Here is a 23199-nt window from a genome sequence, read left to right on the forward strand (position 1 = left end):
ACGCGACTGTCGGAGGCCACCCGAGGCTCTTCCGCTCTTGCGCAGGGCGGTCGCGGGGCTGCGGGAGGGCGAACGCGGGGAGGGCGGGGGTCATGGGCCGGGCGGTGGCAGGGCGCGCGGGGGTCATGGGCGGGCCTCCTGGAAGACGGCCCGGTAGGCGGGGTCGCGCCACAGCACCTCGTGCGGGCCGGCGGCGCGCACCCGGCCCTCCTCCAGCCAGACGACCTGGTCGGCGCGGGCGGCGGTGGCCAGGCGGTGGGCGGTGATCAGGCGGGTGCGGCCCCTGGGGTCGCCGGTGAGCGCCCGGCTGACCTCGCGTTCGGTGACGGTGTCCAGGCTGGAGGTGGCGTCGTCGAGCACCAGCAGCCGATCCCCCCGCGCGAACGCCCTGGCCAGGCCGAGCCGCTGCCGCTCGCCGCCGGACATGGGGGTCTCGGCCAGCGGCGTGTCGTAACCGGCGGGCAGCCGGCGGACGAACCCGTCGGCGCGCGCCGCCATGGCGGCCTCCCGTCCCGCCTGGGAGCCGGGGACGGCGCTGATGGCCTCGCCGACGGTCTCGCCGACCATGACCGGCCGCTCGAAGGCGTAGCCGATGGCCGAGCGCAGGCCGTCGCGGGTCAGCTCCCGTAACGGGACGCCGTCGAGCAGCACGTCCCCGCGTTCCGGGTCGGTCAGGCGGCCGGCGAGAGCGGCCAGCAGGGACTTGCCCGAGCCCGACCGTCCCACCACGGCGGTGACGGTGCCGCCGGGGATCGTCAGGTCGCCCACGGTGAGCCCGTCGGCGGCGACGTCGCGGAACTCGACCGTGCCGGGGCCGGGCGGCAGCGCGCGGGCGCCGTGGCGGACCGGGGGCAGGGTGAGGACGTCGGCGACGCGGGCGGCGGCGGCCCGTGCCCTGGCCAGGCCGCCGACGTAACCGAGCGAGGTGCTGAGTGCGGCGCCGAGGGCGGCGTAGCGGGCGGCGGCGTACAGGTCGCCGACGGTGAGCCGCCCGGCGGCCAGCATGAACCCCCCGGCGGCCAGCACGGCGACCTCCAGCAGCGGGATCATCAGCCCCGACCGGACCCCGGCGGAGGCGTTCGCCCGCCACAGGGCCATGCCGTGCGCGCGCAGCCGGGGCAGGGGCGCCAGCACCCGCCGGGCCTCCTGGCCGGCGGTCCCGGCGGCGGCGATGGTGCGGGCGCCGTCGAGGGCGTCCACGAGGCGGGCCGCGATCTCGCCCTGGACCTCCTGGTAGCCGCCGGAGATGACGGTCGTGGCGCGCAGGAAGGCGCGCAGGACGAACACGATGAGGACGATGCCGGCCCCGAGCGTGAGGGTCAGCAGCGGATGGATGAGGGTGAGCGCGACCAGCGCGCCGGCGGTCGGCACCAGCAGGGCCAGGGCGCCGGTGACCGTCTCGGGGGCCCGTCCGGCCTCCTCGGCGTTCAGCCCGGCCCGGGTGACGAGGTCGCCCTCGGGGAAGCGCCGGGTGGCGGCCCGGCCGACGCCGAGCACGTGCCGCAGCACGCCGAGCCGCAGCCGGGCGGCCGCGTACGCGCTGCTCGCCCCTCTGGCCCAGCCGCCGAGGCTCTCGCAGAGCACCACCACGGCGACCACGCCCGCGCACAGCGCCAGGGCGGCGGCGGCCGCCGGCGAGCGGGCGAGGAGCAGGTCGAGCGTGCGGCCGACGAGGAACGGGACGGCCAGCTCACCGGCCGCGCCGGCGACGGCGGTGAGCGCCAGCACGGCGGGCCACGGGCCGCAGCGCCGTACGGCGTCCGTCACCAGGCGGTCTCCCGGTCCCACCTGCCGGCCTCCTTCGGACTCGGGAGGTCCCCGCGCCACCACGAAACGGCGCGGGGACCCTGTCAGCTATCAGTGGCAGAGAGCGACACTGAGGTTGCTCGGGTGACCCGAGTGACACGTGAGAGCAGTGAGCGAGCTGCCGCCGCTGGCCACGTCGCTGGCCGCGGGAGCCTCCAGACCCTGCAGGTCGAGAAGAACCATGTTCTTTACACCTCCTTCCGCGGTTGATCGTGCGCAGGCCGCTCTGGTGCGGCCTCCAGGAACGGCAGGCGTGCCGGCTGGTCTCCCAGCACCGCCCCGAGGGCGAACAGCACGCCGGCCGTACCGGTCGCGAAATCCATGGACAGGCGCAGCAGCCCGTCGCCGGGGAAGGCCAGGCCGCCGCCGTACGGCATGGCGTGCCAGGTCAACCCCTTGATCAGCTCGCGGGCCACCGGATCTCCGGCGAGTGCCGCGATGATGCCCGCGCGGCCGGTGAACAGCCCCGGCTGGACGAAGAACCCGGAGCGGGCGACCAGCTTGAGCCGGTCGAGCTCGGCGGCGAGTTCGTCGTCGTCGCGGTGCGCGAGAAAACGTCCGAGCACCATGGCGATGCCCACGGAGCCCTCGTCCAGGTAGGGCAGCATCCGCCAGCCCTGGTTCACCTGGAGCGAGCCGTCCTCCGAGGCCCGGCAGCGCCGCAGGTCCTGCCTGAGCGCGATCTCGGCCAGGTCGAGCAGCGCCCGGTCGCCGGTGTGCTCGTAGGCGTGCAGGAAGAGCAGGGCGGAGCCGGACGAGCCGTACATCAGGCCGGCTCTGGGGTTGCTGCCGCCGCTGATCTCGGGCACGTCCTCGGGGCCGCCGAGGCGGTCGGCGCAGATGTCCACCGCGCGCATGGCGTGCCCGGTCAGGGCGGGCTCGGTCCGGCCGAGGCGCAGGAGGTTCAGCCCGATGCCGGGCAGGCCGGAGAACAGGGCCGTCTCCAGGCGGTCCCACTGCTCGCGCAGGGCGATGTCGACGACGTCGAGCGCGTCCTGGCGGTGTCCGAGCCGGTCGAGGACGTGGGCGATGCCGTGCAGGCCGTCGTACAGGCCGATGCCGGAGCCGGCGGCGGGGCGCAGGGCGCGCTCGCGCAGCCAGGTCTCGTACTCGGGGAAGGGCCCGAGGCCGGTGGCCGACAGGGCGAGCAGCACGCCGGCCGCGCCGGTCGCCACGTTGAGGCCGCCGCCGGGCTTGAACTGGGCGACGTCGCCGGGGAAGAGGCGGTCGTCGCGCTCGGGGGTCGCGCTGGCCCGGATGGCCCGGCACATCGCCTCCCGCAGCTCGGCCCAGGTGGCCGTCCCCGGCATCGGCACGGGGGTCTCCACGGCCTGGTCACCCGCGATGGTCGCGGCGGCGGTGTCCATGAAGGCACCGGGGACGGGGAAGGTCTCCTTGACGATCCGCGCGAGCTGGAGGATCTTCGGCCGGTGGATCGGCAGCATGATCGTGCACTGCGGGGCGAACAGGGCGAAGCGCAGGCAGGCCAGCGCGTACCGGTCGACCTCGACGCCGTGGCGGTCGCGGGGGGCGGCGAAGGCGGGATGCGCCAGCGCGGCCCTGGCCCGGTCCGCGGCGAGGGTGGCGACCTCGTAGTCGATGAGCACGACCCGGCCGTCCTCGGTGAGCAGGATGTTGTCGGGGTGCAGGTCGCCGAAGACGACGCCGCGTCCGTGCAGCGACTCGACGGCCTCCTCGACGCTCTCCAGGGTCGTGGTGGCCCAGGCGGTGTAGTCGGCGAGGTCCTGCTCGTCGCAGGTGGCCCGGGTCAGCGGGAAGCGGCGCACCAGCCGCCGCTGGAGCGGGGTGCCGTCCACGAACTCCTGGACGAGGAAGTGGTGGCCGCCGATGGTGAAGTAGTCGCGCAGCTCGGGGGCGGCGGGCAGGCCGGCCAGGCGGCGCAGCATGTCGCGCTCGTGTTCGAGCCTGGCGACCGCGTCCCGGCCGGCCACGTCGAGGCCGGCGTGCGGCCTGCCCTCCTTGAGCACCATCCGCTCGTCGGTGCGGGTGTCGCGGGCCAGGTAGACGCCGCCGCCGTTGGAGAAGTGCAGCACGCTCTCGATCCGGTACGGCAGCCCTTCCATGGTCACCGCGTTGCGCGCGGCCAGGTGGGGTTCGAGGAACTCGGGCAGCGTCGTCCAGGGCGGCACCGAGAACGTCGCGCCGCGCACGTCGGGGATCAGCTTGCCGTCGCCGTCCTCCAGGGCCAGCACCCGCTCCCCGGACGGGGACAGGCAGTGCCGCTCGGCGAACCCGCCGTACCGGACGAACATCGGCCCGTCGCCGTAGCGCAGGTCGCTCAGGATGTACGGCCCCTCGACGCCGCGCAGCAGCTCGTCGAGCTCCTTGAGCACGAGTTCGAGCTGCCCCTCGTCCCGGGGGTAGATGGTGACCAGCTTGCCGCTGGAGGCCCGGGAGGCGGCCTTGGAGTTGACCATGACCAGCACCGCCGGGCCGCGCAGGAACTTGAAGGCGACCCCGCGGGGCACGCAGTAGTCCCACACGGTGTCGACGACCTTCTCGGCGTCCTCGACGCGGGCCGACACGTGGATCTTCCAGCCCTGGGCCGGCAGGGGCGCCTCGCCGGTGGGCATGTAGTACGCCCAGGTGTCGCTGAGGTCGTGGGCCCAGCCGTCGGGGACGGGCCGGCGCAGGTGGGCGAAGTCGACGTCCGCCGCCGTGCTGTGGTCGGGAGTGTCGTAGAAACACTGGTCCACAAGGCAGTAGAGCTCGTACTTGTCCATTTGGCGCGGCCCTCCGAGGCGGTGTGCTTGAAGCTTGCCGCACCCGCGCCGGGTCGGACTAGTAACACGCAACATGCGCCATATATGGCTATGAAATGTGCATTGATGCGTTTTTCACAAATGGTAATTATCTGCGCGGGGCATAAACGCTGAACGAGAATTCCCCGCTGCGCGACGTGGACGCCTCCAGCCAGCCGCCCAGCGCCGAGACGCGTTCGGCCAGGTTGAGCAGGCCCTGACCGGCGTCTCCCGGCCGGCGCGGCGGGCGTACGCCGTCGTTCCTGATGGTCAGGCGGACCACATTGTCGCGTTCCATGAGCTGGATCCAGCACTGCCCGGCCTCGGCGTGCCGCAGCACGTTCGTCACCCCCTCGCGCAGCACGTGGGTGAGGGCCTCCTCCACGTCGGGGTGCAGGTCACGGCAGGCCACCCTGATCTGGCAGCGCACCCGCGCCGACTCCAGCAGCGCCCGCGCCGAGCCCAGCTCGGCCGCCAGGGAGGAGCTGCGCAGCCGGCCGTGCGCGACGGCCCGGACGTCGGCCGACAGGTCGCGCAGGAGTTCGAGCGTCTCCCCCACCTCCTGCCGGGCCTTCTCGTCGCCCTCGGCCACCAGGCGCTGGATGAGCTGCGCCTTCAGCGTCAGGACGGTCAGCCGGTGCCCGACCAGGTCGTGCAGGTCGCGGGTGAAGCGGCGGCGTTCCAGCGTCACGGCCTGGCGCATGACGTCGGTACGGGCCCCCGACAGCCGGCGCACCCGGGCCAGCAGGCTCAGCAGCGCGAACTCCACCACGCCGATCAAGGGGGTGACCAGCGCCCACACCGGCTCGACCCGCCAGGAGCCCGGCGCGGCCAGCAGCACCGGCCCGCACGCCAGCGCCAGCACCACCAGCACGACCGACCTGATCCGGGACGCGACCACGAGCAGCGCGCCGGCCAGCAGCCCGCACACCGGCGTCCAGGCCGGCCCGAGCACCGCGAGCGGCACGTACGTCAGCCACGCCTGGACGGCCACCAGCCACCACGAGCCGGCGCGGCGCACGGGCTCCTCCAGGACGAACCTGACGTGCAGCGTGAGCAGGACGGCCAGCGCCACCGACCCCTCGACCACCAGCCCCGACCCGGCCAGCCCGGCCTGCACCGGGATCACCAGCCCGACGCCCCCGGCCGCCAGGCCGAGCCCGCCGGCCCAGCCGGGGGACGTCAGGACGTGCGCCCTGGAACGTAATCGGGGCGCCGGGCCACGGCGTGTGGCGTCCACCTCACCCCCCGCATGCGGTTGACGTGACGGGACAGTACGCGTGGCGAGTGCGCTCACCGCTCCCTCGTTCCTCTAATCGACCTGACACGGCGACCTTGTGTAAAGACCGAGGCCGCTTCCGGACACGCTGACTTCCCACCCCACAAGGGGTTAGGCAGTTCATATCAGTCATAGGGTGTCGGTATGGATTACATGCGACTTGGCACCACGGGTATGAAAGTTTCTCGCATCTGTTTGGGGATGATGAGCTACGGCGATCCGGCCCGGCAGGAATGGGCACTGCCGGAGGAACAGGCCGAACCAATCATCCGGCGGGCCGCCGACGCGGGCGTGACGTTCTTCGACACCGCCGACATCTACAGCCGCGGCCAGAGCGAGGTCGTCACCGGCGCCGTGCTGCGCCGGACCTTCCCCCGCCGCGAGGACTACGTGCTGGCCACCAAGGTCTACTTCCCGATGGGCCGGGGCGCCAACGACGGCGGCCTGTCGCGCAAGCACATCCTCGCGGCCGTCGACGCCTCGCTCGCCCGGCTCGGCACCGACTACGTGGATCTGTACCAGATCCACCGGTGGGACGACGAGACGCCCATCGAGGAGACCATGGAGGCGCTGCACGAGGTGGTCAGGTCGGGGCGGGCCCGCTACATCGGCGCGTCCACGATGTGGGCCTGGCAGTTCGCCAAGGCCCAGCACGTCGCCGAGGCCAACGGCTGGACGCGGTTCGTCTCGTTGCAGAACCACTACAACAAGCACTTCACTTCATGCAGGATGAGGAGCAGGCTCGCTCTAGCTGCTTGATCAAGCTTCGTCAACCGTTTGAGCTGCACCTTTGCCGCTACAGAGCCGAGCGCGTGAGTCCATTCCTGATCGGCAAGGGCCTCGACGGCGACAACTTTCTCTACAGAGTCAAGGCGTCGGCGCTGCGCGCCGCCGCGCGGGCGGCAGGACGGCCGCCCTCCCCGCCGGGCGTGCGGCCTGGGGGCCGGTCCCAGCGGGAGCGGCCAAGCCGCCCGCAGTCAGGCGTAAGGGCCGAGACGCCCCACTTCGGACCGCCCTCACGATCGCCAGAACCAGGCTGAGCTGCGGTCCGGGCCGGGGGCGATCGACGGTCCAGGACTTCGTTCCTCAGCCCTGGCCCACCGCACCACCTGTCGATCTGCTAGCGAATCTCTGAGCGGGTGATCTCAAGCCTCGTCCACTCGTCGAACGAGAGCTTGTAGACGGAGGAAAGCGCCTCCAGGCTTTGGGCGCTCGGAACGGCCAGCGCACGCTCGAAGTCGTTGATCGTCGCTTGAGCGATCCCCGCCTGGGCGCCGGCCTCATTCTGCGAAAGGCCGATTTTCTCGCGCGCGTCACGAAGCTGCGCGGCCAGCCTTCCTTCAGGACCCACTGGGAGCTTGGACGGCCTGGGGGTTGCCGACTGCGACTTCTTGCTCGTCTCGGAGGCGACCGGCGAAGAGTTCAGAAAGGCCGCGACTCCGCCGGACAGCAGCCCGAGGACAAGCAACAGCAGCACCAGTGAGAGCACACCAGACCAGCCGGCGTCGGAACCGACGGCAGGTGCGGGAGCGGCAGCGGCGGAACCGCGTCGCGTGTGGGCTCTAACCCGAACGATCTTGCCGCTCCTGAGACGCCGCAAGTGGGACCGGACGGAAACCATGGTGCGAGGGTAAGTGGCGTCTCCGACATTTCTCGCAAGGAACCGCAAGGGGTAAGTAAGGTGCATCTACCTGGAGGGCCGCACCTTACTTTACAGAGAGCATCGGGCGTGTTATGGAGCGCCCTCTAAGGCGATTAGGGCACACCTGGATGATGCGATCGCCCTTCCAGGTCCCGTTTCCTGGTCCCTGACTCGCCGTACGGCCGCGAAAGCTCGGTGAGGTCATCCCAGTGGATCATCCAGCGTCTTGTCCCCTGCGGCAGATCAGGCTTCGGCCCGTCGAGTCGGACGAGGGCGAAGCGGCCGTCACGCATGACGCAAATCACTACGCCCGTGCGACCGGTCATCAGCGATCCGAACACCCGTGTCGTCATCGGACTGTGCTCCATGCTGGAGATCACGACGCGGGTCGGCGGGGCCGTCCGGTCCGTCAAGTCTGACCACCGCATGGAAGTGGACCAGGCCGCGCGCCTGGTACTCGCGCCGACCTTGGCGTAGGAGAGGCGGGCCGTCCGGCGCAGTTCCTTCCGGGTGAGGCCGAGCAGGCGGGCGAGGACGCTCGGCATGGTTCTGGTGAACTCCCGCCAGAGTGCTCCCGCGTGCGCGTTCCAGAGAACGGCTCCGACATGGTCGTAGCAGTCCACGCACAACGGCTGCCCGACCTGGGAATCGTCGCGCTCATGCCGCAACCCGCAACCTTCCGGTCGTCCGTGCGCGCAGACAGGGCGGTCCCGTCGTGGACGACAGGGCAGAGTACGGCCGGCGTTCTGGCGGTGGGCATGGACCGCACCGAAGGACGGCGCAGTGAAGGTGACGAACGCGCGGGGATGAAGGCCGACCTCCTCAGGGACACCTTTGCCGCCACGCAGGCCGGTGATGATCAGGTGGTACGTGTCGTCCTTGTAGACCGCCGAACAGGCCGGACATCTGGACACGCGCCGGTTTCCGCACGCGGTGAGCAGGAAACCGGTGGGCTCGTCGGTGGTCCGGTACACGTCGAGCACCTCACCCGTCCGGCTGTCCAGGGTGTATCTCTCGCCGTGCAGCCGGATCGGTTGGGCACAACCACCCGTGGCGTAGACCATGCGTTGCCAGCGGGCGAAGTCGGGCATGGCCGCACGTTGGACGGCGGCCAGCATGTCAGATGACAGGGGGAGGGGAGGTCACTCACGCGGCGTCTCTCCCTGTCACATGAGGCACGGCCGCGTCCTCGGCGAACTCCAGATGGAATACGGCGGCAACGCGCCGCCACTTGTCGGGATGCCACCGGGGAGACTCGGCGGCCTTGCGCTTGCCCCACTCCTGGGCTTGTGCGAACAAAGGTGTCAGGGGGACTCCTCTCCTCGGAGGGAAGCCACCGCCCAGGAGCACGGTTCAGGTAAGAGCGAGAGTTATTGGAGTGTTTTCTGTTTTTGCGCGACTTCTTATATACCGGACGGCACTATGCGGATTGCCCGCTTTGTCATGCCTGCGCTGGTCGCGTTCCGGTCCTCGCCGTCCCTGCCGTCGGCCGTGTTCGGTGACCGTCTGTGGCACCAGTAGTACCACTCGTACAACGACTTCATGCAGGCCAGCGGTTCCACACGGGAACGCAAGGATATGTCACAAGACGTCCGATGGAGTCCGCCAGAGTCCACAGACGTCCAGCCATGTGCAGCCATTCCTCTACAAAAGAAAGGGGCCGTAGCCTGAAAGTAAGGACGGTCCCCATTCGCGAACAGAAAGACGTCTCGGACGTCCCAAATCAGTTTTCCCGCCAAATAGGGTCGAGCTTGCCCGGATCGAACTTCTTGTTTCCCTTGCCGGCGGGGTACATGATCACAGCGTGCAGCGCCTCGCGAATGTACGTGCGTTTCGTCGAGATCGGCAGACCGCCCTCGTCCTCAAGCCGGTACCACCGCTTCCGGATCTTCTCGACGTCGGTCGCCTTTCGTGCCTGCCGGAGCTGGGCGGACGCGTCGTGCTTGGTCTTCTCCGTGCGATAGTCGGCGATCTCCTTTTCCAAGCCGGGCGCGAGCGAGAAGAACAGCTCGTTACCGATCGCCTTCGCCTGCCACTGCCTGGTCAGCTCGTCCAGGCGGCTGATGGAGTCCTGGAGCAGTTCCTCCTTGTCCCACTCCCCACTGTCCGACGCGTCGACCAGCGCGCCCTCTTCGAGCTTCGCCAGGACCGCCTCGGAGACGAAGAGGTCCACCATGTCGCCGCGCCTGGAGACGCCCCCGCAACCTCCCTCGGCCTTGCTCAGGCACGTGTATACGTGGTGAGGTGCGTCCTTGCCCCGGTTGACCCTCAAGGGCGTGTTGCAGAGGTTGCCGTCCGGCAGCGTGTTGCCACAGCGCAGGATGCCCGACAGGAGATAGGTCGGGTCCCGGTAGTCGCTGGGATGCCGCTTGCCGATCTTCCCGTCCCTCCCGATGAAGTGCCCCTTGCGTGCCCCGAACACAACCCGGATCGCCTTCCACTCGTCGCCGGTGATGATCGGAGCCCACTGGCCTTGCACGGGTTCGCCGCTCGCGTCCCGGACGAGTTCCCCGTCCAGCTCGCGCCAGCCACAGATACGCGGATTCAGTAGCGCGACCTTCAAGGACCGCACGCTCCAGTCGTTACCGAGCGAGGTCCTGATGCCCTTGTCCTGCCACTCCCTGACGATCGAGTGCAGGGAGCGCCCAGTGAGAAAGTCGGCCGCCGCCTGCCGCAGGAGATCGGCCTCGTCCTTGTCGAGGGTCAGCCGGTCGAGCTTCCAACCGAAGGGGCGTGGCCCGCCTGACGGCCTGCCCTCCTCTGCTCGAGCCCGATGGGAGCGGCGCCTACGGCGCTGCATCTTGCGGACCTCCATCTTGGAGATGACGGCCCCGAACAGGCCCATGCTCTCCACGTCCTCGCTGTACAGGTTCTTGGTGCCCCGGGCGTCGGCGAACACGCGCCCGTCGTGGTGCGTGAACGCCTCCACGAAGCGTTCGTAGTCACCCGGACGGCGGGTCAGCCGATCGTCGGCGAGGACCACGATGCCCGAGACCGGTTTCCCGTCGGGGAGCTTGCCCGCCTTCAGTGCCTTCAGCATGGCCTCGAAGTCGCCGCGCACGACGTCCGCCTTCGCCGCCGACTTGTCGTTGTCGGTGAACTCGTGGACGACCGTCCATCCGTACCTCGCGGCGGTCTCAGAGTTGACCTTGTGCTGGTCCCGTACCCCGTGTTCGTCGCCCTTGCAGTCGGCCGAGATGCGAGCGTAGGAGACGACAGGGATGGGGGGTGCTGTCTGGCTCATGGGCAACATCTTGCATGAAATGCAGAGCTATAACCTGCTCTACCGCGAGGAGGAGCGCGAGATGCTGCCCCTCTGCGCCGACCAGGGCGTGGGCGTGATCCCGTGGAGCCCGCTCGCGCGCGGCGTGCTGGCCAGGGCGGGCGCGGCCGGCCCGGCGGCCTCCGCGACCGCCAGGACCGGCTCCGACGCGCGCATCGACTTCCTGTACGACCCCGACAACGACCGGCGCATCCTCGACCGGGTCGCCCAGCTCGCCGCCGAGCGGGAGCTGCCGCCGGCCCAGATCGCCCTGGCCTGGCTGCTGCACCAGCCGGGCGTCACCGCGCCGATCGTCGGGGCCACCAAGGACGGCCACGTGGACGACGCCGTGGCGGCCGTCGGGGTGGAGCTGTCGGACAAGGAGCTGGCGTTCCTGGCCGAGCCGTACCGGCCGCGGGAGGTCAAGTTCTGAGCACCGGGATTGTCGGCCGGAGATCCTAAGGTAGGGGCATGCGGGCTAATGAGGAGGCGGCGGCGGCGCTGCAGGAATACGCGGAGCTGTTCGCGCTGAGCGGCGGCGACGCCTTCCGGGTGCGGAGCTACCAGAAGGCGGCCAAGGCGATCGCCGGGTTCCCCGAGGACATCTCGGAGGTCGACGTGCGCGGCGTCCCCGGCGTCGGGGAGGCCATCGCCAAGAAGATGGAGGAGTTCCTCCAGCGCGGCAGCTTCCGGCAGCTCGACGACCTGCGGGGCCGCGTGCCCGAGGGCGTGCGGCGGCTCACCCGGGTGCCCACGCTCGGCCCCAAGACGGCCATCATGCTGTTCGAGGACTACGGCATCGACTCCACGGTGGCGCTGGGCGAGGCCATCACCTCCGGCCGGCTCGACGGCGTCAAGGGCCTCGGCCCCAAGACCCTGGCCAACCTGCTCAAGGGCATCGAGCAGCTTGAGCAGGCGGGCCGCCGGGTGCACATCGGCGTCGCGATGGCCCTGGCCGAGCAGGTCATCGGCTCGCTCGAGACCGAGCGGGTCGCGTACGCGGGGTCGCTGCGGCGGATGAAGGACACGATCGGCGACATCGACATCCTGGCGGTGGCGCCCGAGTCGATCATGGCCGACTTCCGCGCGCAGCCCTACGTCGCCGACGTGATCGCCGCGGGCGAGAAGAAGACCTCGATCCGCACGACCTCCGGCGTCCAGGTCGACCTGCGCCTGATCCCGGCCGGGTCGTGGGGCGCGGCGATGCAGTACTTCACCGGCTCCAAGGAGCACAACGTGGCCATCAGGGAGATGGCGGTGAAGAAGGGCTGGAAGCTGTCGGAGTACGGGCTGTTCGAGGGCGAGCGGGTGATCGCCGCCGAGTCCGAGGAGGACATCTACGAGGCGCTCGGCATGCAGTTCGTGCCACCGCCCATGCGGGAGGACGGCGGCGAGGTCAAGGCGGCGCTGCGCGGCGAGCTGCCGGTGCCGGTGGAGCTGGCCGACCTCAAGGGCGACCTGCACACCCACACCGACCTCACCGACGGCATCGCGTCCCTGGAGGACATGGTGGCCGCCGGCGCCGCGCGCGGCTACTCCTACTACGCGGTCACCGACCACGCGCCCGACCTGGCCATGCAGCGCATGACCCTGGACAAGGCGCTGGAGCAGCGCGGGCGGGTGGCCGAGCTGCAGAAGAAGTACCTGCACATGCGCATCCTGCACGGGTCGGAGCTCAACATCGCGCCCGACGGTTCGGTCGACTGGCCGGGTGAGGTGCTGCGCGAGTTCGACGTGTGCGTGGCCTCCGTCCACTCGCACTTCGGCATGTCGCGGGAGGAGATGACCCGCCGGTTCATCACCGCCTGCGAGAACCCGTATGTGGACATCATCGGCCATCCGACCACCCGGAAGATCGGCAAGCGCCCGCCGGTCGACGCCGACTGGGACGCCGTCTTCCGGGCGGCCGCCCGTACGGGCACCGCGATGGAGATCGACTCCTACCCCGACCGCTCCGACCTGCCGGCCGACCTGGTGCGGCTGGCCAAGCACCACGGGGTGAAGTTCTCCATCGACAGCGACTCGCACGCGATCCCCCACCTGGCCCACCAGCGGTTCGGGGTCGGGATCGCGCAGCGGGCCTGGCTGACGGGCGACGACGTCATCAACACCTGGCCCCTCGACCGCCTCCTGGCCTTCCTCGGCCGCTGACCCTCCCCCGTCCCGGGTCGGGGCGGGAGACGGGCGCGGCCCACACAGAAGTGGCGGTCGGGCGCGGCCCGCCAGAGGTGCCGGTCGGGCGCGGCCCGCACCCAGCGCGGGCCGCACCCGAGCCTCGACGGGGGCATCCGCCGCAGATGGTCGCGGCCCTTCTCCAGGAGCGGGCATCCACCAGACTTCCTTCTCCCAAATCAGTACTTAACACCCAAACCGGGATATTTGCCGCAACATTGGAGCCGCCCTGCTCCTTGAAATGCGGGCCGACGCACACACCCGGCGCCCGGCCGAGCGCCACGCAGCGCCCCCCTCCGACGGACAACACGCTCACGACTCCGCCGCGCGGGCGACGCCCCAGACCCTTCTGACGCCCGCCCGGCCTACGTGCACATGAACCCCGCAGGCAGCAGGCCCCACCCGCGGAGGGCGTACGCGGGTGCCTCCCGACGCGCACACAGGCCCCTCCCACGGACCCCGTGCCCACGGCCCCCCCACAGGCAGTGCGCGCACGACCCCCCCGCAGACGGTGTGTGCAGCCCCTCCCCTGGCTGGCCGCCGTACCTGGATGGCGTCAGTCGGTCAGGCGCGCCCGGACGACGCCGTCACTCGCCGACTCGGCCGCCGGCCGGGCTCCGGGCCGCAGGACCGGCAGCCCGGCCCGCAGCCGCTCCAGGAATTCGTCGACGTCCAGGCAGCGGCCCTCCGCGTCGACGACCTCGGGCACGAACGCCTCGACGATGCCGTCCCCGACGGCGAATTCGGCATCGTCGTCATCGTCGTCGTAATTGTTCACCCAGCGCCCGCCGGGGGCGTACACGTCCATGGCGTGGTCGTAGTCGATCACCCAAGGGGTGTCGACGGTCCCGGTCCGCAGAGAGCCGTGGTTGTACCAGCCGTAGACCAGGTGGGTGAAGGCGCCGTCGTGGATGCAGATCTCCGCTTCGCCGCCCTCCAGGGTCTCCGCCTCGGTGTGACCGCCGACGTACAGGCTGGGCCGGTCCTCGTAGAGCGCGATCGGGCCGTTGACCTTCAGGTCGCCGGTGACCACGATCAACTCGACGTCGCCGCCGCGCAGTTGCTTGACGGCATCCAGGAAATCCCCGTCGAGGGTGAGGTCGCCGTCGAAGAACAGCACCTCACGGTAGCCGGGCGACGCTCCCGCACCCTCGAACACGGCGGACAACGTGCCGCCCAGGCGGGCATCGGCTTCGGCATAGGACAGGGACGCGGGGATGGCGGAGATCGACATGGGGAAGAGCGTAGGTCCGTGTACTGACAGTCCGGCACGCGCGACAAGGTTCTGAAACACGGCCTGGTGCACGACAGATGGCGCAGCGCAGGGCCGTCTCGGCAGACGACCCGCACAGGAGCCCTTCTGCGGCCCGTGCGCCGGATAGCCGGTCCCGGCCAGTCTGCGCAGCACCCGTCCGGTGGAAGGGGACAGGGGGCGGCCGGTGGCGGGACAGCGCCCGGCCGTTGGCGGGTGTGCGCGTAGATTCTTCTGCTTCGCTAGCTTGGACGCCGATGGAGGACAACCAGCCCCCGCGCCCCGTAGCCCCGGACCCGGCCTCTGTGCCCAGGCCCGTCGACTCCGCCGCCGGGACACCCCGAGATCCAGCCGCCCCTCCCGCCGCCGCGCCTGATTCCAGCAAGGATCCCGCCGCCGCCGTTGACTCCAGCAACGATCCCACCGCCGCTGGTTCCAGCAACGGTCCCGCCGTCGGGGTGCCGGGCGGTCCTGTCGGGGCGTCCGCGCCGCACCTCAGGACGGGGCGTAGGAGACGGCGGGTGCGGAAGGTTGTCGTCGGCGCGCTGGTCGGGCTGGTGTTCGCCGCTGTCGGCGGGGTCGCCCTGGCCTACCCCTCGCTGGCCGCCACCACCTGCCCCGGCTGCTACGGCCTGACCGAGCTGAGCCCGGGGGTGCACGTCGAGGACGGCCTGACCCCCGCCCAGCGCGCACGAGCCGGCGAGGTGGCCGACCAGGCCGCCCGCCGGGTCACCGCCTTCTACGGCGACCGCCGCAGCTCCCCCGACCTGCTGGTCTGCCTGACCGAGGCGTGCTACCGGCGCATCGGCGGCGGCCAGGAGCGCGGCGTCGCGGTGCTCAACCGGTCGGTCATGCTCTCGCCGCGCGGCCTCGACCCGGTGATCGCCTCCCACGAGATGTCCCATGTCGAGTTGCACGCCAGGCTCGCCTCCTCCGCCGAGGTGCCCCAGTGGTTCGACGAGGGGCTGGCGGTGGTGGTCTCCGGCGACCCCCGCTACCTGGCCCCGGAGTCCGCGTCGGAGTCCGCGCCGGACCGCTGCCTGGTGGCGCCGTCCGGGCCGCTGCCGGTGACGCTGGAGGAGTGGCTGCGCACGGCGAGCGCGGACCCCGCCACGTACGCCAGGTCGGCCTGCCGGGTGAGCCGCTGGCTGGGCGAGAACGGCGGCCGTGCCGCGCTGCTCGGCCTGGTGACCAGGCTCAACGCCGGCGAGCCGTTCTCCGCCCTCGTCCGGACGCGCTGACGAACCACCCCGAAAGGCACGGTTGCCGCACCCGTGCCGCTGGGTAGGTCTTCGTACGGCTGGAACGGTCCCAGGATCGGGACAGCATTCGGCAAGCACGCGCACGCGGAGACAGCGCGAGGAGATTAAATGGTTTCCAGGTAGGAAATACGTCTTGCGAGAGGTGGCTCCCATGAAGCAAGTCGCGGCGACGATCGTCAAGCCGCTGCCCGACCACCTGTTCCGGGTGCACGACGGGAACGCGGAGATGCGGTGGGAGGCGATGTCCGGGGTCGGCTACCACACGCCGAACGACCGCTTCTTCGTCAGGAACCACACCGCCACCCCGCTGATCGACGCCGCCGGCTGGCAGCTCCACCTGCACGGCGCCGGGCTGCGCGGGCCGCGCGCCTTCACCTACGACGAGCTGCTGTCGATGCCCTCGCGCACCCACGACGTGGCCATCGAGTGCGCCGGCAACGGCCGCGCCTTCTACGGCACCCAGCAGGGCGACCCCGCGCCCGGCACCCAGTGGGGCCTGGGGGCCGTCGGGGTGGCGAGGTGGCGCGGCGTGCCGCTGCGCCACCTGCTCGCCGAGGCCGGCCTGCGTCCCGAGGCCGTGGACGTGCTGCCCACCGGCCTCGACGCGCCCTTCGAGGACCACGGCCACGTGCGCCGCCCGCTGCCCGTCGCCAAGGCGGTGCACGACGTGCTCGTGGCGTACGAGATGAACGGCCGGCCGCTGCCGCCCGACCACGGGTTCCCGGTGCGGCTGGTGGTGCCGGGATGGGTGGGGATCGCCTCCATCAAGTGGCTGGGCGACATCGAGGTCTCGACCAGCAGGCTGTTCACGCCGTGGAACACCGTCTTCTACCGGGACGTCGCGGCGCAGCCCGTGAAGAGCGCCTTCGAGCTGCCCTGGGACGCCCGGCTGCCGATCCGCGGCCCGCACGCCTGGCGCGGCCGTCCGGGGCCGCACGTGCTGCGCGGCCGGTCGTGGTCGGGGCGCGGGCGGATCGTCGCGGTCGAGGTCAGCTTCGACGGCGGGCAGTCCTGGCAGCCGGCCGAGCATCACGGCCCGCACCTGGTCGGGGCGTGGTTGCCGTGGCACGTCCAGTGGGCGCCGAAGCACACCGGGCCCGCCGTGCTGATGGCCAGGGCCACCGACGAGACCGGCGCCACCCAGCCGCTGCGCACGCCCAAGCACCCCTTCGGGTACTCCTTCGACGCGGTCGTGCGGCATCCGGTGCAGGTGGTCAACGGATAGATAAGTGTCACGAACACGGCTGAGCTGGCCGTTCATCCGAAAGTGGTCCGGAGGTGTGCATTTCATCTGAAAGACTCTCGCGGAAACGTTACGGAAATGACACCGTGCGAGGCTTTCGCACAAGACGAAGCACGCATCGAAGCACTCAGTGAAGAACGCCACGAAGGAAGAAGGGAGAGCAGATGCGCCAGCTGACCCCGTTGGACGCCCAGTTCCTCCATGTCGAGTCCGAGACCACCGCGGCGCACGTCGCCGGGCTGGCGGTCCTCGACCCGGCCGGCGGCGCGGTGGACCGGGACGCGCTGGCCGAGCTGCTGCTGGACCGCGTCCATCTCTCCCCCGCGCTCAGCCTGCGTCTGGTCGAGGTGCCGTTCGGGCTCGACCGTCCCTACTGGTGCGCCGACCCGGACTTCGACCTGGCCAACCACCTGTTCGAGACGACGCTGGCGGCGCCCGGCGACGACGCCGCGCTGGCCGGGGCGGTGGCCGCGATCCACGAGCGCCGGCTCGACCGGTCGCGTCCGCTGTGGGAGATGCACCTGATCAAGGGGCTGGCGGGCGGCCGGGTCGCGGTCTACACGAAGGTGCACCACGCGGCCATCGACGGCGTGTCGGGCGCGGAGACCCTGGCGACCTTGCTCGACCTGACTCCGGAGGGCGTGCGGGAGCCCGGGCCGCGCCCGGCGCCGCACCGGCAGGACCCGCCGGGCCTGGTGGAGATGCTGGCCGGGGCCGCCGTGCGCTCGCTCACCCATCCGGTGCGCGCCGCCCGCTCGGTGGTCAGGGCCGCGGGCGACCTCGACGCGATCCCGCTGGCCGGCGCGCTGCCCGGCGCGCAGGCGATCGCCAGGGCCGCCCGGCTGGTGACCGGCGACCAGAAGCAGCGCCCCGAGCTGCCGGGGCTGACCGCGCCGCGCACGCCGTTCAACGGGCCGATCAGCGCGCGGCGCGAGCTGTCGTTCGGGTCGGTGCCGCTGAAGGAGGTCAAGAAGGTCGCCAAGGCCAACGGCATCAGCGTCAACGACGTGGTGATGGCGCTGTGCGCCTCGGCGCTGCGGTCGTGGCTGGACGAACGGGACGCGCTGCCCGCCGAGCCGCTGGTGGTGGCCGTGCCGGTGTCGGTGCGTACGGGCGGGGCCGCGGACGTGGTCGGGAACCAGATCTCGGCCATGGTGGCGCCGATGCCGACGAACGTACCCGACGCCGGGGAACGGCTGCGGGCGGTCGGCGAGACCATGAGCAGGGCCAAGCGGCGCTTCGCCGTCGCGCCGGCGAGCTGGCTCGGCGAGCTGTGCTCGCTGCTGCCCGCGCCGGTCACCAGCCTGGCCACCCCGGCGATCTTCCGGCTGGCCGGGACGGCGTTCCCGCCGATCAACCTGATCATCAGCAACGTGCCGGGCCCGCAGTTCCCGCTCTACATGTGCGGCGGCCGGGTGCTGGCCTACTACCCGCTGTCGGTGCTGACCGACCTGTCCGGCGGCGTGAACATCACCTGCTTCTCCTACGACGGCATGCTCGACTTCGGCATCGTGGCCTGCCCCGAGCGCGTGGACGACGTGTGGGGCCTGCTCGGCCACCTGCGCGACGCCCTCGACGAGCTGCTAGCCGAGGGCGTGGGCGATGAGTTCGGCGACGGCGTCGGGGTCGATCTGGTGACCGGTTAGCTGGCACAGGTTCTCCTGGTAGAGCAGCACGGCGGCGAACGTCGCCGCGGCCACCTCCAGGCGGGCCGCGTCGCCGCGGGCGCCGGGCAGCGCCAGCTCCAGCGCGAACCTGGCCCTGCTGATCAGCTCGCCGTTGAGCCTGCCGAGCCGCTCCTTGACCGAGCCGTGCGTGTCGGCCTCGCGGAACAGGATGCGCCGCATCGCCGGTGAGGCCCGCAGCGGCAGCCCGCGTGCCAGCCGGGCCAGCGTGCCGGCCGGGTCGCCGGGCACGGCTTCGACCTCACGGCCCTCCTCGACCAGCGTGCGCTCGTCGACGAGGGCGACCAGCACGTCGATCTTCCGCGGGAAGTAGTGGAAGATCAGCCCTTTGGGGACTCTCGCGAGCCTGGCGATCACCGCGGTCGGAGTGGCTTCGTAGCCGCTGCCCGCGAACAGTTCCTCGGCCGCGTCCAGGATGCGCGTGCGCGCGTCACCGATCGACACAGCTCGCACCCTAGCGCCACCTGCGGCTTCATCGCCATCCCGCCGGGGCGAGAGCCTGCTGCCCTCCGGCCGGAGGGTAGGATTGAGACGTAAATGTCTCATATTTGACGGAGTTGTCTCATGGTGGTGAGCCGGGAGCAGATCATGACCGCGGCGATCCAGCACCTCAACGAGCATCCGGCCGCCTCGATGGCCCAGCTCGCCGAGGCGGTGGGGATCAGCAGGGCCACGCTCCACCGGCAGTTCAGCAGCCGGGAGGAGCTGATGACGGCGCTCGGCCACCGCGCGCACGACCGGTGGCACGACCTCCAGGTGCGCGCGGACGTGCCGGCCGCCGCCGCCTCCGGGGACCCGGGCGAGCTGCGCCGGGCCCTGGAGATCCTGCTGGAGGGGTGGATCGAGGTGGCCGACGAGTACGGATTCGGCCTCACCGACCACGCGATGGCCGTGCACCCGGAGCTGCTGCGCCGCGCGGAGGAGCTGGAGGAGCGCGAGATCGTGCTCTTCGCCGCCGCCCAGCGGGCCGGGCTGCTGCGCGCCGACCTGCCTCCCCGCTGGATCAGCAACACGGTCTACGGCCTGCTGGTGGCCGTCCGGGAGAGCCTGCGCCGCGGCGACGTCGCCCGCCGGGACGTCGCCAGGCTGCTGCGGGAGACGTTCCTGGCCGGTGCGGGCGCAGGGGGGTGGTCGTGATGACGGCCACCGGCCTGTCGGCGCGCCGGCGGTGGGCGGGCCTGGCCGTGCTGTCGGCCAGCGTGCTGCTCGTGGTCATGGACATGACCGTGCTGAACGTCGCCCTGCCCGCGATCACCGAGGACCTGCGGCCGACGTCGGTCGAGCTGCTGTGGATGGTCGACGCGTACTCGCTGGTGCTGTCCGGGCTGCTGGTCACGGCGAGCGCGCTCGGCGACCGGTGGGGGCGCAAGCGCATGCTGCTGGCCGGGTTCACCGTGTTCGGGGTGGCCTCGACGGCGGTGCTGCTGGCCGGCTCGGCCGCCGAGGTGATCGCCGTACGGGCGCTGCTCGGGGTGGGCGGTGCGATGATCATGCCGTCCACGTTGTCGATGATCCGGAACCTGTTCACCGATCCGGGCGAGCGGGCCAGGGCGCTCGGCGTCTGGTCGGCGATGGCGGCGATGGGCGCGGCGCTCGGCCCGATCCTGGGCGGGTTCCTGCTGGAGCACTTCTCCTGGCAGTCGGCTTTCCTGGTGAACGTGCCTGTCATGGCGGCGGCCGTCGTCGCCGGGCTGCTGCTGCTGCCCGAGACGCGCAACCCCCGGCCGGGCCGGTGGGACGCGCTGGGTACCGTCCTGTCGATGGCGGGCATGGCCGCGCTGCTGTACGCGGTCAAGACGTTCGGCAAGGACGGCCTGACCTCGCCCGCCGGCCTGGCCGCCACCGTGGTCGCGGCGGTCGCGCTGGGCTGGTTCGTGGTGCGGTGCGCGCGCAGGCCCGATCCGCTGCTGGAGATCAGGCTGTTCCGCAGCGCGCCGTTCTCGGCGGGCGTGGTGACGGCGCTGACCACGTCGATCGCGATGGCCGCCGTGCTGCTGCTGCTCGCGCAGTGGATGCAGCTCGTCCAGGGGTACGCGCCGCTGGAGACGGGCGTGCGGCTGCTGCCGGCCGCGCTGGCCGCGCTGATCGCCTCGCCGCTCGCGCCGGTGCTGGCCGAGCGCGTCGGCGCCCGGGTGGTGCTGACCGGCGGGCTCGCGGTGACGGGGCTGGGGTTCCTGCTGGTGTGCCTGGCGCCGCAGCCGCTGGGCTACTGGCCGGTCGCCGCCGCGCTGGCGCTGATCGGCGCGGGCAACGGCGCGCTGGCCATCGCCTCCGCGGTGATCATGGCCGGTTCGCCGCCGGAGAAGTCGGGCAGCGCGGCGGCCATCGAGGAGACCAGCTACGAGGTGGGCGCGGCGCTCGGCGTGGCCGTGCTGGGCAGCGTGGCCGCCGCGGTCTACCGGAACGGGCTGGACTACGCGGGCGCCGGCGCGGACGCGGCCGGCGAGTCGCTGGGCGGCGCGCTCGACGTGGCCGCCGAGCTCGGGGCCCAGGGTGCGCGGCTGGTGGAGACGGCCAGGGCGGCCTTCACCGACTCGCTGGCGCTGACCTCGGGCGCGGGGGCGGCGCTGATGCTGGCCGGCGCGCTGGTGGTCTGGCTGCTCACCCCGCGCGCCCTCGACCTGGCCTCCGTGGAGCACTGACCGCACGTCCGCGACCAGGCACGGACGTGACCGGGGCGCCGTCCGTGCCTGCCCGCCGGCGGTGCGGATAATGGCCGCATGAGATCAATAGGCACGACGGACCTGTCCGTGTTCCCGATATCGCTCGGCACCAACGTCTTCGGCTGGACCGCGGACAAGGAGACTTCGTTCGCGGTGCTCGACGCCTACGTCGAGGGCGGCGGCAACTTCATCGACACGGCCGACGTCTACCCCCACTGGGTGACCGGCGAATCCACGTCCGAGCTGATCATCGGCGAGTGGATGGCCGCCCGCGGCAACCGGGACTCGGTGGTGGTGGCCACCAAGGTCGGCATGCTGGAGGGGCTCGAAGGGCTGGCCCCGGCCACCATCCGGACGGCCGTCGAGGACTCGCTGCGCCGCCTGCGCACCGACTACATCGACCTGTACTGGGCGCACGTGGACGACCACGACACGCCCCTGGTGGAGTCGCTGGCCGCCTTCGACGCCCTGGTCAAGGAGGGCAAGGTGCGCCAGATCGGCGCGTCCAACTACGGCCCGGCCCGGCTGGCCGAGGCCCTGCGGATCTCCCGGGACGAGGGGCTGGCCGCGTACGTGGCACTGCAGCAGCCGTACAACCTGGTCGACCGGGGGTACGAGGGCGAGCTGCGGGACGTGGTGGCCTCGGCCGGCCTGTCGAGCACGCCGTACTTCGGGCTGGCCCGCGGGTTCCTGACCGGCAAGTACCAGCCGGGCGTCACGGTCGACAGCCCGCGGGCCGGGAAGGCGGCCGAGTACCTGGAGACCGAGCACGGGCGCAGGACGCTCGAAGGGCTGCTGAAGGTGGCGGCCGAGCGCGGCGCCGAGCCCGCCTCCGTGGCGCTGGCCTGGCTGGCCGCCCAGCCCACGGTCACCGCGCCGATCGCCAGCGCGCGCGACCCCCGCCAGCTCAAGCCGCTGCTGGCGGCGGCGGAGCTGGAGCTGAGCGAGGAGGAGCTGGTCCTCCTCGAGGAGGCCTCCCGCCCCTGACGCCCCGCCCCTGACGCCCCCCGGGCCCGCGCCGGGCCCGCGCCGGGCATGGGCCGGGCATGGGCCGGGCATGGGCCGGGTCAGTGGCTGCGGTTGGTGACCGAGACGCACAGGGCGCGCAGGGCGGCGGCGCGGGGCAGGTGCTCGTCCATGACGGCCAGCGCCGCCGACAGGTGACCGGCGGCCACCTCCTCGGCCAGGGCCCGGCCGCCCGCCTCCTCGACCAGGCGGGCGGCCCGCCGCGCGGTCTCCTCGTCCCCCGCGCCCTTCGCCAGCACCGTGGCCAGCTCCTCGGCGGCGGGCCCGCCGGCCGCGAGCGCGGCCAGCACGGGCAGGGTCTTCTTGTCGCGCCGCAGGTCGCTGTGCACGGGCTTGCCGGTCACCCGCGGATCTCCCCAGATGCCGAGGACGTCGTCGGCGATCTGGAAGGCGATCCCGAGGTCGAGACCCATCTCCCACATGCGGTCGGACAGCGCGGGCGCACCGCCGAGCGCCGTGCCCACCGCCGCCGCGGCGGCCAGCAGGCTGCCCGTCTTGCCCGAGGCCATCCGCGTGTACTCCGCCACGGTGACCTCCTCTGGACCGGTCCACGGGCGGGTCTCGAACGTCATGTCGGCCGTCTGCCCCCGCACCAGCTCCGTGAGGGCCGCCGACAGGTGGTGCATCGCCTCGCCCCGGCCGCTCAGGCGGCTGACGGCCAGCGCCAGCAGGGAGTCCCCGGCCAGCACCGCCGGGCCGACGCCGTACGCCTTCCAGAGCGCGTCCCGGTGCCTGCGCCGCTCGTCGCGGTCGATGATGTCGTCGTGCACGAGCGAGAAGGCGTGCACGAGCTCGACCGCGACCGCGCCGGGCAGCGCCTGCTCGGCGGTGCCGCCGACGGCCTCGGCGCTGAGCATGGCGATGGCGGGCCGGAGGATCTTGCCGCCGTTACCGGAATTGCCCGGTGTGACCGGGTCGGCGCCGTCGCCGACGTCGGGCCAGCCGAGGGCGAAGGAGGCCATCCGGGCGCCCCACGGCTGCAACTCGGCGACGGCCTCGCGGAGGGCGGGTTCGAGCAGGGAACGGCAGCGCGCGATCACGTCGTCGTCGCGTCGTGCCGCCGGCCGGCCGGGATCCATCGCCGCTCCACCCCCAAGTACGATCTTGAGCCTGCCCGGAAGACCGCACCGTCCCGCGGGCAAGCG

The 23199-nt window shown here is 71.8% G+C and carries 19 protein-coding genes and 1 pseudogene; 9 read left to right on the forward strand and 11 right to left on the reverse strand.

Annotated elements, in window-relative coordinates; genetic code table 11:
- Positions 1-123 precede the first annotated feature (123 nt).
- From AB0J71_RS12055 to AB0J71_RS12070, 4 genes are all read right to left on the reverse strand, one after another.
- A complete protein-coding gene (locus AB0J71_RS12055) occupies positions 124-1788 on the reverse strand; it encodes an ABC transporter ATP-binding protein (protein WP_364414013.1) in 1665 nt (554 codons plus the stop codon).
- Positions 1789-1857: 69 nt separating this feature from the next.
- Positions 1858-1989 (reverse strand): SapB/AmfS family lanthipeptide, encoded by a 132-nt coding sequence (locus AB0J71_RS12060; RefSeq protein ID WP_352327332.1) that lies wholly within the window; start codon positions 1987-1989, stop codon positions 1858-1860.
- A 5-nt stretch (positions 1990-1994) separates the two neighbouring features.
- Positions 1995-4550 (reverse strand): class III lanthionine synthetase LanKC, encoded by a 2556-nt coding sequence (gene lanKC, locus AB0J71_RS12065; protein WP_352327331.1) that lies wholly within the window; start codon positions 4548-4550, stop codon positions 1995-1997.
- Between the two features lie 127 nt (positions 4551-4677).
- The gene (locus AB0J71_RS12070; protein ID WP_352327330.1) at positions 4678-5808 is read right to left on the reverse strand and encodes a histidine kinase; all 1131 of its coding nucleotides are present in this window, start codon (positions 5806-5808) and stop codon (positions 4678-4680) included.
- Positions 5809-6021: 213 nt separating this feature from the next.
- Here AB0J71_RS12070 and AB0J71_RS12075 point away from each other — a divergent pair, with 213 nt between their 5' ends.
- A complete protein-coding gene (locus tag AB0J71_RS12075; protein ID WP_364414015.1) occupies positions 6022-6606 on the forward strand; it encodes an aldo/keto reductase in 585 nt (194 codons plus the stop codon).
- Between the two features lie 361 nt (positions 6607-6967).
- Here the strand turns inward: AB0J71_RS12075 and AB0J71_RS12080 are convergent, their stop codons facing one another.
- The 4 genes and pseudogenes from AB0J71_RS12080 to AB0J71_RS12095 all read right to left on the reverse strand — a co-directional run bounded on the left by AB0J71_RS12080 (position 6968) and on the right by AB0J71_RS12095 (position 10733).
- Positions 6968-7324: a helix-turn-helix transcriptional regulator gene (locus AB0J71_RS12080; protein ID WP_352327328.1), complete on the reverse strand. Its 357-nt coding sequence runs from the start codon at positions 7322-7324 to the stop codon at positions 6968-6970.
- A 450-nt stretch (positions 7325-7774) separates the two neighbouring features.
- The gene (locus tag AB0J71_RS12085; RefSeq protein ID WP_364414225.1) at positions 7775-7912 is read right to left on the reverse strand and encodes a hypothetical protein; all 138 of its coding nucleotides are present in this window, start codon (positions 7910-7912) and stop codon (positions 7775-7777) included.
- 29 nt (positions 7913-7941) lie between these two features.
- Positions 7942-8607, reverse strand: a pseudogene (locus AB0J71_RS12090) (replication initiator); the annotation flags it as partial.
- A gap of 605 nt (positions 8608-9212) precedes the next feature.
- Positions 9213-10733: a recombinase family protein gene (locus tag AB0J71_RS12095; RefSeq protein ID WP_364414017.1), complete on the reverse strand. Its 1521-nt coding sequence runs from the start codon at positions 10731-10733 to the stop codon at positions 9213-9215.
- Between the two features lie 19 nt (positions 10734-10752).
- Here AB0J71_RS12095 and AB0J71_RS12100 point away from each other — a divergent pair, with 19 nt between their 5' ends.
- Positions 10753-11184: an aldo/keto reductase gene (locus tag AB0J71_RS12100; protein ID WP_352327326.1), complete on the forward strand. Its 432-nt coding sequence runs from the start codon at positions 10753-10755 to the stop codon at positions 11182-11184.
- 38 nt (positions 11185-11222) lie between these two features.
- Positions 11223-12902 carry a DNA polymerase/3'-5' exonuclease PolX gene (gene polX, locus AB0J71_RS12105; protein WP_364414019.1) on the forward strand — a complete coding sequence of 560 codons (1680 nt, stop codon included), beginning with the start codon at positions 11223-11225 and terminating at the stop codon, positions 12900-12902.
- Between the two features lie 577 nt (positions 12903-13479).
- Here the strand turns inward: polX and AB0J71_RS12110 are convergent.
- The gene (locus tag AB0J71_RS12110; RefSeq protein ID WP_364414021.1) at positions 13480-14157 is read right to left on the reverse strand and encodes a hypothetical protein; all 678 of its coding nucleotides are present in this window, start codon (positions 14155-14157) and stop codon (positions 13480-13482) included.
- Positions 14158-14696: 539 nt separating this feature from the next.
- Here AB0J71_RS12110 and AB0J71_RS12115 point away from each other — a divergent pair.
- The 3 genes from AB0J71_RS12115 (at position 14697) to AB0J71_RS12125 (ending at position 18326) form a co-directional block, all read left to right on the forward strand.
- Positions 14697-15416 (forward strand): hypothetical protein, encoded by a 720-nt coding sequence (locus AB0J71_RS12115; protein ID WP_364414023.1) that lies wholly within the window; start codon positions 14697-14699, stop codon positions 15414-15416.
- 172 nt (positions 15417-15588) lie between these two features.
- Positions 15589-16662 (forward strand): sulfite oxidase, encoded by a 1074-nt coding sequence (locus AB0J71_RS12120; protein ID WP_352328354.1) that lies wholly within the window; start codon positions 15589-15591, stop codon positions 16660-16662.
- Between the two features lie 182 nt (positions 16663-16844).
- Positions 16845-18326 (forward strand): wax ester/triacylglycerol synthase family O-acyltransferase, encoded by a 1482-nt coding sequence (locus AB0J71_RS12125; protein ID WP_364414025.1) that lies wholly within the window; start codon positions 16845-16847, stop codon positions 18324-18326.
- On the opposite strand, the gene AB0J71_RS12130 is transcribed toward AB0J71_RS12125, so the two are convergent.
- Positions 18264-18809 (reverse strand): TetR/AcrR family transcriptional regulator, encoded by a 546-nt coding sequence (locus tag AB0J71_RS12130; protein ID WP_352328356.1) that lies wholly within the window; start codon positions 18807-18809, stop codon positions 18264-18266. The two genes, AB0J71_RS12125 and AB0J71_RS12130, sit on opposite strands and share 63 nt — an antisense overlap.
- A gap of 120 nt (positions 18810-18929) precedes the next feature.
- On the opposite strand from AB0J71_RS12130, the gene AB0J71_RS12135 reads away from it, so the two are divergent.
- From AB0J71_RS12135 to AB0J71_RS12145, 3 genes are all read left to right on the forward strand, one after another.
- Positions 18930-19502, forward strand: coding sequence for a TetR/AcrR family transcriptional regulator (locus tag AB0J71_RS12135; protein WP_352328357.1), 573 nt, complete (start codon positions 18930-18932; stop codon positions 19500-19502).
- Positions 19502-21007 (forward strand): MFS transporter, encoded by a 1506-nt coding sequence (locus AB0J71_RS12140; protein WP_364414027.1) that lies wholly within the window; start codon positions 19502-19504, stop codon positions 21005-21007. The genes AB0J71_RS12135 and AB0J71_RS12140 overlap by 1 nt, the downstream gene beginning before the upstream one ends.
- Before the next feature lie 78 nt (positions 21008-21085).
- Positions 21086-22015, forward strand: coding sequence for an aldo/keto reductase (locus AB0J71_RS12145; protein WP_364414029.1), 930 nt, complete (start codon positions 21086-21088; stop codon positions 22013-22015).
- Between the two features lie 80 nt (positions 22016-22095).
- Here AB0J71_RS12145 and AB0J71_RS12150 read toward each other — a convergent pair whose 3' ends face one another.
- Entirely contained in the window at positions 22096-23133 is a 1038-nt protein-coding gene (locus AB0J71_RS12150; protein ID WP_364414031.1) for a polyprenyl synthetase family protein, read from the reverse strand.
- Positions 23134-23199 lie beyond the last annotated feature (66 nt).

Origin of the sequence: Nonomuraea sp. NPDC049637 (assembly GCF_040675235.1) — a bacterium.
Taxonomy (GTDB): domain Bacteria; phylum Actinomycetota; class Actinomycetes; order Streptosporangiales; family Streptosporangiaceae; genus Nonomuraea.

Coding starts and splice junctions, on each gene's coding strand:
- AB0J71_RS12125 (WP_364414025.1), top strand. CDS start 16,845: ATGCGCCAGCTGACCCCGTTGGACGCCCAGTTCCTCCATGTCGAGTCC.
- AB0J71_RS12075 (WP_364414015.1), top strand. CDS start 6,022: ATGAAAGTTTCTCGCATCTGTTTGGGGATGATGAGCTACGGCGATCCG.
- polX (WP_364414019.1), top strand. CDS start 11,223: ATGCGGGCTAATGAGGAGGCGGCGGCGGCGCTGCAGGAATACGCGGAG.
- AB0J71_RS12145 (WP_364414029.1), top strand. CDS start 21,086: ATGAGATCAATAGGCACGACGGACCTGTCCGTGTTCCCGATATCGCTC.
- AB0J71_RS12110 (WP_364414021.1), bottom strand. CDS start 14,157: ATGTCGATCTCCGCCATCCCCGCGTCCCTGTCCTATGCCGAAGCCGAT.
- lanKC (WP_352327331.1), bottom strand. CDS start 4,550: ATGGACAAGTACGAGCTCTACTGCCTTGTGGACCAGTGTTTCTACGAC.
- AB0J71_RS12120 (WP_352328354.1), top strand. CDS start 15,589: ATGAAGCAAGTCGCGGCGACGATCGTCAAGCCGCTGCCCGACCACCTG.
- AB0J71_RS12135 (WP_352328357.1), top strand. CDS start 18,930: ATGGTGGTGAGCCGGGAGCAGATCATGACCGCGGCGATCCAGCACCTC.
- AB0J71_RS12095 (WP_364414017.1), bottom strand. CDS start 10,733: ATGAGCCAGACAGCACCCCCCATCCCTGTCGTCTCCTACGCTCGCATC.
- AB0J71_RS12140 (WP_364414027.1), top strand. CDS start 19,502: ATGACGGCCACCGGCCTGTCGGCGCGCCGGCGGTGGGCGGGCCTGGCC.
- AB0J71_RS12060 (WP_352327332.1), bottom strand. CDS start 1,989: ATGGTTCTTCTCGACCTGCAGGGTCTGGAGGCTCCCGCGGCCAGCGAC.
- AB0J71_RS12100 (WP_352327326.1), top strand. CDS start 10,753: ATGCAGAGCTATAACCTGCTCTACCGCGAGGAGGAGCGCGAGATGCTG.
- AB0J71_RS12150 (WP_364414031.1), bottom strand. CDS start 23,133: ATGGATCCCGGCCGGCCGGCGGCACGACGCGACGACGACGTGATCGCG.